This is a genomic window from Phenylobacterium sp., from assembly GCF_044371015.1.
Taxonomy (GTDB): Bacteria; Pseudomonadota; Alphaproteobacteria; order Caulobacterales; family Caulobacteraceae; genus Phenylobacterium.
Genome location: NZ_JBILUK010000105.1, coordinates 1 through 10,686 on the forward strand (window position 1 = coordinate 1; position 10,686 = coordinate 10,686).

At 68.3% G+C, this 10,686-nt stretch carries 12 protein-coding genes and 1 pseudogene; 10 read left to right on the plus strand and 3 right to left on the minus strand.

Going from position 1 to position 10,686, the window contains the following annotated elements; translation table 11 throughout:
• The 4 genes from ACIQ3R_RS10265 to lptB all read left to right on the plus strand — a co-directional run.
• On the plus strand, nucleotides 1-487 hold a 487-nt coding region (locus ACIQ3R_RS10265; RefSeq protein ID WP_397418072.1), incomplete at its 5' end, for a ribonuclease D.
• A 9-nt stretch (nucleotides 488-496) separates the two neighbouring features.
• Complete coding sequence (lptC, locus tag ACIQ3R_RS10270; protein WP_397418074.1) at nucleotides 497-1,132, plus strand: LPS export ABC transporter periplasmic protein LptC; 636 nt, start codon at nucleotides 497-499, stop codon at nucleotides 1,130-1,132.
• The gene (locus tag ACIQ3R_RS10275) at nucleotides 1,129-1,668 is read left to right on the plus strand and encodes an LptA/OstA family protein (protein WP_397418076.1); all 540 of its coding nucleotides are present in this window, start codon (nucleotides 1,129-1,131) and stop codon (nucleotides 1,666-1,668) included. The genes lptC and ACIQ3R_RS10275 overlap by 4 nt, the downstream gene beginning before the upstream one ends.
• A gap of 32 nt (nucleotides 1,669-1,700) precedes the next feature.
• Nucleotides 1,701-2,426: an LPS export ABC transporter ATP-binding protein gene (gene lptB, locus ACIQ3R_RS10280; protein WP_397418097.1), complete on the plus strand. Its 726-nt coding sequence runs from the start codon at nucleotides 1,701-1,703 to the stop codon at nucleotides 2,424-2,426.
• Between the two features lie 6 nt (nucleotides 2,427-2,432).
• On the opposite strand, the gene ACIQ3R_RS10285 is transcribed toward lptB, so the two are convergent.
• The gene (locus tag ACIQ3R_RS10285) at nucleotides 2,433-3,149 is read right to left on the minus strand and encodes a helix-turn-helix transcriptional regulator (protein WP_397418100.1); all 717 of its coding nucleotides are present in this window, start codon (nucleotides 3,147-3,149) and stop codon (nucleotides 2,433-2,435) included.
• 138 nt (nucleotides 3,150-3,287) lie between these two features.
• On the opposite strand from ACIQ3R_RS10285, the gene rpoN reads away from it, so the two are divergent.
• The 4 genes from rpoN to ACIQ3R_RS10305 are packed head-to-tail and all read left to right on the plus strand — an operon-like array spanning nucleotide 3,288 to nucleotide 6,658.
• Entirely contained in the window at nucleotides 3,288-4,775 is a 1,488-nt protein-coding gene (gene rpoN / locus ACIQ3R_RS10290; protein ID WP_397418078.1) for an RNA polymerase factor sigma-54, read from the plus strand.
• Nucleotides 4,776-4,792: 17 nt separating this feature from the next.
• Nucleotides 4,793-5,467: an exopolysaccharide biosynthesis protein gene (locus tag ACIQ3R_RS10295; protein WP_397418080.1), complete on the plus strand. Its 675-nt coding sequence runs from the start codon at nucleotides 4,793-4,795 to the stop codon at nucleotides 5,465-5,467.
• A gap of 32 nt (nucleotides 5,468-5,499) precedes the next feature.
• Complete coding sequence (gene hpf, locus ACIQ3R_RS10300; protein ID WP_397418083.1) at nucleotides 5,500-6,141, plus strand: ribosome hibernation-promoting factor, HPF/YfiA family; 642 nt, start codon at nucleotides 5,500-5,502, stop codon at nucleotides 6,139-6,141.
• Nucleotides 6,142-6,190: 49 nt separating this feature from the next.
• Complete coding sequence (locus ACIQ3R_RS10305; RefSeq protein WP_397418085.1) at nucleotides 6,191-6,658, plus strand: PTS sugar transporter subunit IIA; 468 nt, start codon at nucleotides 6,191-6,193, stop codon at nucleotides 6,656-6,658.
• 66 nt (nucleotides 6,659-6,724) lie between these two features.
• On the opposite strand, the gene ACIQ3R_RS10310 is transcribed toward ACIQ3R_RS10305, so the two are convergent.
• Nucleotides 6,725-8,158: a PLP-dependent aminotransferase family protein gene (locus ACIQ3R_RS10310; protein ID WP_397418088.1), complete on the minus strand. Its 1,434-nt coding sequence runs from the start codon at nucleotides 8,156-8,158 to the stop codon at nucleotides 6,725-6,727.
• Nucleotides 8,159-8,221: 63 nt separating this feature from the next.
• Here ACIQ3R_RS10310 and ACIQ3R_RS10315 point away from each other — a divergent pair, with 63 nt between their 5' ends.
• Both ACIQ3R_RS10315 and ACIQ3R_RS10320 read left to right on the plus strand, forming a co-directional pair.
• Nucleotides 8,222-8,815, plus strand: coding sequence for a YitT family protein (locus ACIQ3R_RS10315; protein WP_397418091.1), 594 nt, complete (start codon nucleotides 8,222-8,224; stop codon nucleotides 8,813-8,815).
• A 106-nt stretch (nucleotides 8,816-8,921) separates the two neighbouring features.
• Nucleotides 8,922-10,391 (plus strand): sigma-54-dependent transcriptional regulator, encoded by a 1,470-nt coding sequence (locus ACIQ3R_RS10320; protein WP_397418094.1) that lies wholly within the window; start codon nucleotides 8,922-8,924, stop codon nucleotides 10,389-10,391.
• 55 nt (nucleotides 10,392-10,446) lie between these two features.
• On the opposite strand, the pseudogene ACIQ3R_RS10325 reads toward ACIQ3R_RS10320, so the two are convergent.
• Nucleotides 10,447-10,686, minus strand: a pseudogene (locus ACIQ3R_RS10325) (hypothetical protein); the annotation flags it as partial.

Sequence of the window (10,686 nt, forward strand, 5' to 3'; positions counted from 1 at the left end):
TGGCGACGGCGACGCCCACGTGGTGCGGCTCAACCGGCCGACCTATGACGCGCCCAATCTCAAGGCCCTGCTGACCGATCCGGCCGTGACCAAGATCTTCCACTTTGGCCGTTTCGATATCGCCATGTTCTGGTTGCATCTGAAGGTGGTGACCGGTCCCGTCTATTGCACCAAGATCGCCTCCAAGCTGGCGCGCACCTATACGGACCGGCATGGCCTGAAGGACGTGTCCAAGGAACTGATCGGCGTGGACATGTCGAAGGCGCAGCAAAGCAGCGATTGGGGCGCGACGGTGCTATCGGGCGACCAGGTGGCCTACGCCGCCTCCGACGTCCTGCACTTGCATGCGATTCGGGCCAGGTTGGACGAGATGCTGGTGCGCGAGGGTCGTGATGGCTTCGCGAAGGCTTGTTTCGACTTCCTGCCGCATCGCGCCCTTCTGGACGTGGCGGGGTGGGAAGATGTCGACATCTTCGCTCACAGCTAGGCCCGCGCCATGACCGCCGCCCACGCCTCGCTGGACGCCCCCCGCCGCGCCGATTTCGAACGCTGGCGTCGCCGCTCGCGCCTGATTCGGGCCTTGCGCATTATCCTGCCCGGCAGCATCGCCCTGATCTTCGCCGGCCTGATCGGCAGCGTCGCCTGGTCAACCTTCAATGCGCAGCCGCGCGCCGGGCAAGGCAACGAAGAGCCGATCCGGCTGGTGGCGCCGCGATTCATCGGCCGTGACGACAAGGGCCGCGCCTTCGTGCTGACCGCCGAGTCGGCGGTCCGCGATCGGCTCGACTATCAACGGGTGATTCTGAAGAAGCCGGCGCTCGTGCTCGACGAGAACGGCGTCGATGAGCTGCGCCTGAACGGCGTCGACGGCGTGTTCCACGAGCAGACCGGCAAGCTGGAACTCTCCAACGGGGTCAATATGGCCGACGCCCGTTCCAGCTTCGCAACGGCCGCCTCGCTGTTCGACACCAAGTCGGGTGAGATTATCGGTTCAGGACCCATTCAGGGGGCGGGCGCTCTGGGTGAGATCCGCGCCGAATCCTATGGCGTCTATAGCAAGGGTGATCGAATGATCTTCAAGGGCGGTGTGCGGACGCGCCTGGAGCCGAACAAACAGGGCAACCCGGAATGAAGCGTCTTCTCCCCCTCCTCGCCGTCGCGCTGTTCCACACGGGCGGTGCGCAGGCCCAACAGCTTGGCCCCAACGCCGACGGACCGGTGGACATCACCGCCGACGAGCTGGAGGTGCAGAACAAGGCCTGCGTCTCGATCTGGCGAGGACGCGCCGAGGCGCTGCAGGGGCAGGCTCGGCTGCGCGCCGACACGCTGCGCACGGTGTTCGCTCAGAAGCCGGGCGCGGCCACAGGGACCGGCGCCTGCGGCGACCTGATCCGCATGGAGGCCCAGGGCTCCGTCTTCTACGTGACCTCGAAGGATCAGCGGGTGCGGGGCGATGCAGGGGTCTATGACGCCCAGTCCGAGACCGTGGTGCTGACGGGCGACGTGGTGGCGGTGCAGGGCCAGAACGTGTTGCGCGGCACCCGCATGGAATTCAACACCCAGACCGGCGAGGGCAAGATGACCGGCGTCTCGACGGGCCGGGGATCCGCCGGGCGACCCCGCGGCGTGTTCTATCCCGCCAAGAAGAGCGAAAGCGTCGCCAAGTGAACGCGCCCCAGACGGTCCAGGTCCGCAGCGCCATCCCGACCGATGGTCTGGTGGTCGACAATGTCGGCAAGGCGTTTCGCGGTCGGCCCGTGGTCAAGGGCGTGTCCCTGCGTCTCCGGCGAGGCGAAGTGGCCGGCCTGTTGGGCCCCAACGGCGCCGGCAAGACCACCTGCTTCTACATGATCACCGGCCTGATCCCCGCCGATTACGGCGCGATCTATCTCGACGGCGAAAACATCACCGCCCAGCCGATGTACCAGCGCGCCCGCATGGGCGTGGGATATCTGCCGCAGGAGACTTCGATCTTCCGGGGCATGAGCGTGTGGGAAAACGTCATGGCGGTGGTCGAGCTCCGCCAGCGCGACGCCCGCAAGGCCAAGGAGACGGTCACCCAGCTCCTGGAAGAACTCCGCATCGACCACCTGCGCGCCTCTCCGGCGATCTCGCTCTCAGGGGGTGAGCGGCGCCGCGTGGAGATCGCCCGCGCGCTGGCCTCCGAGCCCAGCTTCATGCTGCTGGACGAGCCCTTCGCCGGCATCGACCCACTGGCCATCGCCGATATCCGCGAAGTGATCGGCTATCTGAAGGCGCGCGGCATCGGCATCCTGATCACCGACCACAATGTGCGCGAGACGCTGGACATCATCGACCGCGCCTCGATCATCCACGCGGGCGAAGTGCTGTTCGAGGGCAGCCCCGACGAGATCGTCGAGAACGCAGAAGTCCGGCGGGTCTATCTGGGCGACCGGTTCCAGTAGGCGCGTCTACCGTTCGCCCTCCGCCGGCTTCCAGGCCGCCCAGCGGGCCTGCTGATCGCGCCGCCAGCGGGCGCGGAGGATCGCGGGGCGTTCGGGGTAGCGCTCCCCGGTGAAGTCGGCGCGTTCGACCCGGTCGGTGCGGAAGCTGCGGAAGTCAGCGCGCAGTTCGCACCAGGCCATGATCAGGCGGCTGGTCTCCTGGTAGCCGACCGCGAAGGGCCAGATGCGGCGCAAGCTCGTGCGCTCCTCCCGGTCGCGATAGGCGATCTCAACCTTCTGGCCGGCGCGGATCGCCTGACGCAGGGCGGCCATGTCGATGGCGTCGGCGTTGTCATTGGGGCTGGGCTCCGCACGGGTGGCGGGCTCGGCCACCAGCGGGCGCAGGCTCTCGGGTATCACCGCGGCGATCTTGGCCACCAGGTCTTCGGCCGCCCGGCGCAGGGCCGGGTCGCCACGGGCCGCCACCATCTGGGCGCCGAGCACCGCGGCCTCGACTTCGTCGGGGGTCAGCATCAGGGGCGGCATGTCGAAGCCGTCGTCGAGCACATAGCCGACGCCGGCCTCGCCCCGAATCGGCGCGCGCTGGCCGACGAGGTCTGCGATGTCGCGATAAACAGTTCGGCGGGAGACCTCCAGTTCCTGGGCCATGGCGTCGGCGGTCGTCGGCCCGCGCCCACGACGCAGGATCTGGATGATCTGGAACAGCCGGTCCGCCCGCCGCATCATGCCCCCTACAGGGACAGCAGAGGCGTTTGACGCGCGTCCCCTGTCAACGTCCGCGGCGTTAACCGGACGGTGGGGATCGGCCCCTAGCCTGGACAGCAAGAACCAGGCCAACCGGCCAAGCCACGGGGAATCGTTTTGGCGCTCAGCGCACGCCTGGAGATGCGGCAAGGGCAGGGGCTGGTCATCACGCCCCAGCTGCAGCAGGCGATCAAGCTGCTGCAGATGTCGAATCTCGAGCTGGAGGCCTTCGTAGAGGCTGAGCTGGAGCGCAATCCCCTGTTGCAGCGGGATGAGCGTGACGCGGAGCCTGACGCCCCCGCGTCGGAGGCGGGCGACGGCGCATCCGAGGTTGTCGCCGACGCCGAGGCCCGCGCCGAACTGGATACGACTCACGACGAGGCCTCGCCTGGCGAGCGGGCGACGGGGGATGCGCCGGAGGCCGCGGACGCCGGCGGCGCGGTCGACTGGTCGCGCGCGGGTTCCGGCGGCAGCTTCGACTCAGACGACGGCGATTTTGAAAGCCGCATGACCCGCGACATCACGCTCGCGGAACATCTGCAGCAGCAAGTGGCGCAATCCGGCCTGGCGTCCGCCGACACCGCCATCGCCATGGTGCTGATCGATGCGGTGGATGAGGGCGGATATCTGCGCGCCGAGGTGGAGGAGATCGCCGGGCGCCTGGGCTGCGACGCGGAACGGGTCGAGCGCGTGCTGGGCGTGGTGCAGGGTTTCGATCCGGTCGGCGTGGCGGCGCGTGACGTCCGCGAATGCCTGATGATCCAGCTGAAGGACCGCAACCGCTACGATCCGGCCATCGCCGCCCTGCTCGACAACCTGCCATTGCTGGCCACGCGCGATCTGCCGGCTCTCCGCAGGCTTTGCGGCGTGGACGATGACGACCTGCGTGAGATGATCGCCGAGGTGCGCGGCCTGACGCCCAGACCCGGCGCAGCCTTCGGCGGCGAGCCGGCCACGCCCGTGGCGCCTGAGGTGATTGTTCGCGAAGGCCCCGGCGGCCTGTGGCACGTGGAGCTGAACTCCGACACCCTGCCGCGCGTGCTCCTGGACCAGCGCTACCACGCGCGGGTTTCCGCCCAAGCGCGCAGCGATCAGGAAAAGACGTTCGTCTCCGACTGCCTGGTCCAGGCCAGTTGGCTGACCAAAAGCCTGGACCAGCGGGCGCGGACCATTCTGAAGGTAAGCTCCGAGATCGTCCGACAGCAGGATGCCTTCCTGGTCCATGGAGTCGAGCACCTCCGACCGCTCAACCTGAAGACCGTGGCCGAGGCCATCGGCATGCATGAATCCACGGTCAGCCGCGTGACCTCCAACAAGTATGTGGCGACGCCGCGCGGGATCTTTGAACTCAAGTTCTTCTTCACCTCCTCGATCGCCTCCTCGGAGGGCGGAGAGGCGCACTCGGCCGAGAGCGTGCGGCACAAGATTCGACAGCTGATCGAAAGCGAGTCGACCGAGGACAGCGTCCACTCGGATGACGCCCTGGTCGAAATCCTGAAGGCGGCCGGCGTCGACATCGCCCGCCGGACGGTGGCCAAGTATCGCGAGGCGCTGCGGCTCCCCTCGTCGGTGGAACGGCGCAGGCGGCTGAAGGAACTGGCCTGACAAACGGCGGTTAGGGCTTGGCGCGGGGCGCGGACGTCGCCAGATGGGGAGCTGATGATCAGTCTCTCGAATCGCGGCCGGCCTTGATTCCCCCGCCGCTGTCCGCCGTCCTCCTCGACATCGCCTCCCGCGACCAGCCGACCATCACCCTCGGCGAGTTGATGCGGGCGTTCGGGGGGCGCGCGATCGGCGCGGTGCTGTTCGTGTTCGGGCTGATCTGCAGCCTCCCGCTTCCGCCGGGCGCGACCAGCATCTTCGGCCTGCCGCTGCTCCTGCTCGCGCCTCAACTGATCATTGGGGCTTCAGCCCCCTGGCTTCCCCGCGGGATCAAGGCCCACCCGCTCAGCCTGGACGACGTCCGTGGCCCCCTGATGCAGGTGTTGCCCTGGCTGCGCCGGATCGAGGCGGTGTCGAAGCCGAGGCTGAGTTTTCTGTTCGGCGCCGTCGGGGAGCGGATCATCGGTTTGATCTGCACGCTGCTCGCCGTCGTGCTCATCCTGCCCATCCCGTTTGGCAACATGCTGCCGGGCCTGACCGTGACGGTGCTGGCCTTTTCGCTGATTCAGCGCGACGGGTTGATCGGGCTGGTGGGACTGGCGCTGGCCGCGGCCAGCGCCACCGTCCTGGCGGCCGCCGCTCACATTGTCGTCAGCCTCGTGGCCTCGGCGTTCACCGCGCTGTCGCTGCCTTGACAGGCCCGCCGGACGGGCGTGTTGATCGGGTCATGCAAGTCCAGGTCACCGGCAAACATGTCGATGTCGGAGAGGCCCTGCGAACGCGGGTCGTCGACGAACTCACCGCCAGCATCGCCAAGTACTTCGAACGTGGCGGCGGAGCCGCCGACGTGGTGGTCAGCCGTGAGCGCAGCGCCTTCAAGGTCGATTGCGCCGTCACCCTGGCTTCGGGCCACGCGCTGACGTCCCACGGCGTGGGGCCGGACGCTCACGTGGCTTTCGACGCTGCGCTCGACCGCATGGTGAAGCGCCTCCGCCGCTACAAGCACAAGCTGAAGGATCATCATCCCCAGGCGCTGGCGCGCCAGGCCGAAACCGCCGCTTACTTCGTGATCGCCGATCCCGGCGCCGACGACTCAGAGGATGAACCTGAGCCCCAGGCCACCGGGGGCGAGCCGATCATCATCGCCGAGACCGAGCGGCCGGTGCGGTCGATGACAGTTTCCATGGCGGTCATGGAATTGGACATGACCGAAGCTCAAACAATCGTGTTCCGAAACGCCGCGCACGGCGGACTTTCGGTGGTATATCGCCGGCCCGACGGAAATATCGGCTGGATCGATCCGGAACGCACCGGGCGTCGTACTAACACTGTGGGGGCGGGCCTGAGCCAACCCCAAGGACAGCAATAGCCCCGGGCTCCAGCCCGGCGGCGCCTGGAACGGGACTTCCTGCGACGCCATGATGATCGGCGACCTTCTGGATCGGAACGCGATTTCCTTACGCGTGGCTGCTGGCGACAAGCGCAAGGCTCTGGCCGTGATCGCCGAGAACGCCAGCCTGCGGTTCGGCCTCGACGCAGGTGATGTGCTGGACGCATTGCTGGAGCGCGAAGCGGCCGGTTCGACCGGCGTCGGCCATGGGGTGGCTGTGCCGCACGCGCGTCTGGAAGGGCTTTCCCGCATGCGCGGCGTGTTCGTGCGGCTTGAGGCGCCGGTGGATTACGGCGCCGTGGACGATCAACCGGTGGACCTGCTTTTCGCGCTGTTCGCGCCCAAGGGCGCCGTGGCCGACCATCTCCGCTCTCTGGCGCGGGTTTCACGGGTCTTGCGGCAGGGTGAACTTCGCGAGCAGCTCCGCAAGGCCCAGAACATTGACGCGGTCCACGCCCTGTTGACCCAGGACGCGCTGGCGAGGCCGGCGGCCTAGAGCGTTTTTCGCTGAAGCGGACACCGGCTCAGCGCAGAAAACGCCGCAAATTCAGAGGATAGGGCCTCAGACCATTTCCGACCAGGCTGACGCGCCGAGCCGGGCCGTTGGGCCAAGCGCCTGGGCGGCGCGCGCCAGTCGTTCGACCGCTTCGGTCAGAGCGTCGCGCGGCAGGGTGTAGGGAAGGCGCAGGTAGCGCTCGAACACGCCGCCGACGCCGAACCTGGGACCCGCCGCCAGCCGCAGTCCGTACCGCTCGCCGGTGGCCGCCAGCGCAGAAGAGATCGGCGCCGGCAGCTCGACCCAGAGCGATAGACCGCCCGCAGGTGAGTTGGGCCGCCAATCAGGCGCACGGCGCGCGAGCTCGGCCTTCAGGTGCTCGCGCTGGGACCGCAGGTGCGCCCGGCGCTGGATCAGCGGCCTATCGTCCGCGAGCAGGCGCGCGCCGGCGAGCTGTTCCACCAGTGGGGTGCCGAGATCGAGCGATGAGCGCCGTCCGCCCAGCGCCTGGATGAGTTCGGCGCGGGCGCGGATCCATCCGAGCCGCAGGCCGCCCCAGTGGCTCTTGCCCATGGAGCCCAGCCGCACGATCGCGCCGCCGGGATCCTCGAACCTATAGGGGTCATGCGGCGCATCCAGCCACAGATCCGCCAGCGTCTCGTCGAACACCAGGATGGCGCCGCTCTGGATCGCAGCATGGGCCAGACGGGCGCGCGCGTCCTGCGACATCCAGCGGCCGGTCGGATTGTGGAAATCGGCTATGAGGTACGCCATTCGCGCGCCGCTCTGCCGGATCGCGGCGACGACGCCGTCCACGTCCCAATCGCCCTCAGGCAGACCCACGGGCGCCGGAATCGCGGCGGCGCGCTGGATGGCGTCGATGGCGTGCGGGTAGGTCGGCTGATCGATCACCACGCGGTCGCCGGGCCCGCAGAACGTGCGCAGCAGCAACCCAAGCCCATGCTGCGCGCCGTTGGCGACCATCACCTGATCGGGCGTGGTCGGAAGTCCCCGGCGCGTGTAGCGCGCCGCGATGGCGGCTCGGAACAGCGGCAGGCCCAGCGACTGGTAGCCGTGGTTGGAGAGGTGCGCCGGCAGCGCTTCCAAGGCCGCGGCGAAGGCCTGCGGGATTTCCGGCGCAGCCTGCGGCGCGGCCGAGGCGAGGTCGAGGCAGTCGGGATCCTCGGAGGTCGGGGGAACCGCGCCCCGCGCGCCCGGGCCCTCGGGCAGTCGCGTGCGGGCCCCGGCGCCGGGGCGGCGCTCCAGGAAACCTGCGTCGCGCAACCGGGCCATGGCGGCGGTGACGGTGGTGCGACTGACCTCAAGGCCCTCGGCCAGTTCGCGTTCGCCCGGCAGCACGACGCCGAGCGCAAGGCGTCCGTCCAGGATCAGCAGCCGGATCGCGTCGGCCAGACGTCCATAGGCCGGCGCCCCGGACACGGCGCGCCAGGCGCCGAGCAGGCGGACAAGAGAGGCGACACTCACGCGGCGGGCGGTCATGAGGCCAACATCCGACAACTGGATATGGAATCAAGGGCCAGTCGGGCGCAATTGGCCTGTCTTGTGATCCGTCGCCTCTTCCAGCTCTTGATCGGTCTCTGGCTGTACGGCGCCGCGCTGGCGCTGTTCGTTCGGGCCGACCTGGGCCTGGATCCGTGGAACGTGTTCCACGCCGGCCTCGCAGACCGGACCGGCCTTAGCCTGGGCATGGTGATGATGCTGGTCGGCGTCCTGGTGCTCTGCGCGTGGTGGCCGCTTCGCCAGAGGCCGGGGATCGGCGCCCTGGCCAACATCCTGATCATCGGCCTGGCGGTGGATGTGACCCTTCCCTGGCTTCCGGTGCTGGATGACCCTTGGGCGCGCGGCGGCGCGCTAATCGGCTCGGTGGTCCTGAACGGATTTTCGGGCGCGCTCTATATCGGCGCGGGCCTCGGACCCGGACCACGCGACGGCCTGATGACCGGTCTCGCGGCGCGGACCGGCGGGTCGATCCGGGTGGTCCGCACGATGATCGAACTCACCGTCCTGGCGGCGGGCTGGGCGCTGGGCGGATCGGTGGGTCTGGGCACGGTGGTGTACGCCCTGGCCATCGGCCCCTTGGTCCAGGCTTTCCTGCCCTATGTGAGCGTGCGCGCGTCTGGCGCGGTTAACCCCTGACTCAGGTCTCCGAAACGGCGCCTTTACCCTTGGCCTGTATCAATCGGAGACAACAACAAGGCCTCGTCCAGAACAGACGAGCGTCCAATTCGGTGGGTGTTTTCATATGGCCAAAACGGTCCTGGTCGTCGACGACGACCCTACGCAACGCCGTCTGATCCAGGCCGTCCTGGAACGGGACGGCTTCCTTGTCGCCCACGCTCAGAGCGGCGATGAGGCGATCCAGCACCTGAAATCCGGCGCCTCCGTCGACGTGGTCCTGCTGGACCTGGTGATGCCCGGCATCTCCGGCCACGACACCCTGGTCGAGATGCGCGCGCGCAGCTTCGCCCAGCCGGTGATCGTGCTGACCGCCACCGGCGGCATCGAAACGGTGGTCAAGGCCATGCAGGCCGGCGCCTGTGACTTCTTCGTCAAGCCGGCGAGCCCGGAGCGCATCCTGGTCTCGATCCGCAACGCGCTTTCGATGGGCGCGCTGAAGGGCGAAGTGGACCGGTTGAAGAAGCACGCCAGCGGCCGCACCACCTTCAATGATCTGATCGGCGCCTCACCGGCCATGCTGATGGTCAAGCGGCTGGGCGAGCGCGCGGCCAAATCGTCGATCCCGATCCTGATCACCGGCGAGAGCGGGGTGGGCAAGGAAGTGATCTCCCGCGCGGTCCATGGCTCTTCAGAACGGGCGGGCAAGCCGTTTGTGGCGGTCAACTGCGGCGCCATTCCCGAGAATCTCGTCGAAAGCATCCTGTTCGGTCACGAGAAGGGCAGCTTCACCGGCGCCACCGACAAGCACCTGGGCAAGTTCCAGGAGGCCAATGGCGGCACGCTGTTCCTGGACGAGGTGGGCGAACTGCCGCTCGACGTTCAGGTCAAGCTGCTGCGGGCGCTGCAGGAGAGCGAGATCGATCCGATCGGCTCCAAGCGCTCGGTCAAGGTGGACGTCCGCATCGTCTCGGCGACCAACCGTGATCTCTCCCAGGCGGTGGCCGAGGGCCGCTTCCGCGAGGACCTGTTCTATCGCCTGAACGTCTTTCCTATCGAAGCGCCGGCGCTGCGAGAGCGGCGCGACGATATCCCGGCGCTGGTCGACTGCTTCGTCCGCCGCTTCAACGTAGAGGAAGGCAAGTCGGTCGCGGGAGCCTCGCCCGAGACCCTGGCCTACCTCACCGCCTTCGACTGGCCCGGCAACGTCCGGCAACTTGAGAACGCGGTCTATCGCGCGATTGTTCTGTCGGATTCGCCCTATCTGCAGCCCTACGATTTCCCGGCCATCTCGGGCGTCGCCGCGCCGCCGTCCGAGGCCGCGCCCGTCTCGGCGCTGGCGTCGGTCACGGCGCCGGCCCAGGACGAGCCCGTCGCGGAGGCTCCGGTTCGCATTCTCGACGCGCGCGGGCATCTGCGCACGCTGGAGGAGATCGAGCGCGATCTGATCCAACTGGCCATCGAGGTTTACGCCGGCCACATGAGCGAGGTGGCCCGCCGCCTCGGCATCGGCCGCTCGACCCTCTATCGCAAGGTGCGCGAGCAGGGGCTCGAAGGGCTTGTGAGGGGCGGCGAAGCCGAGGACGTCGCCGCATAGGCCTTAGCGTCGCCCGCCCTCTCACAGTCCGCCGCAAGGTCGGGTGGCGTTGAGGTCACCCCTTCCAGCGCACCCCGAGATAGAGCGACCGTCCAGCCTCGCGGTAGCCGAAGACCTCTGAAAAGCGGCGATCGCCGAGGTTCTCCACGCGGAGCGACAGGCTGATCGCGTCGCTGAGGTCATAGACCGCGGCGACGTCGGCGGTCACGAAGCCCTTCCGCACAATGCGGCTGAAGCCGTCGCGGGCGGTGTCGGACTGGGTGGACTCGCCCCGCGCGGTCAAAGCGCCGCTCCA

What these genes read in the sequence shown, in the direction of transcription:
- lptC (WP_397418074.1), top strand. Translation starts at nt 497, where the DNA reads ATGACCGCCGCCCACGCCTCGCTGGACGCCCCCCGCCGCGCCGATTTC.
- ACIQ3R_RS10275 (WP_397418076.1), top strand. Translation starts at nt 1,129, where the DNA reads ATGAAGCGTCTTCTCCCCCTCCTCGCCGTCGCGCTGTTCCACACGGGC.
- ACIQ3R_RS10285 (WP_397418100.1), bottom strand. Translation starts at nt 3,149, where the DNA reads ATGCGGCGGGCGGACCGGCTGTTCCAGATCATCCAGATCCTGCGTCGT.
- hpf (WP_397418083.1), top strand. Translation starts at nt 5,500, where the DNA reads ATGCAAGTCCAGGTCACCGGCAAACATGTCGATGTCGGAGAGGCCCTG.
- ACIQ3R_RS10305 (WP_397418085.1), top strand. Translation starts at nt 6,191, where the DNA reads ATGATGATCGGCGACCTTCTGGATCGGAACGCGATTTCCTTACGCGTG.
- ACIQ3R_RS10310 (WP_397418088.1), bottom strand. Translation starts at nt 8,158, where the DNA reads ATGACCGCCCGCCGCGTGAGTGTCGCCTCTCTTGTCCGCCTGCTCGGC.
- ACIQ3R_RS10320 (WP_397418094.1), top strand. Translation starts at nt 8,922, where the DNA reads ATGGCCAAAACGGTCCTGGTCGTCGACGACGACCCTACGCAACGCCGT.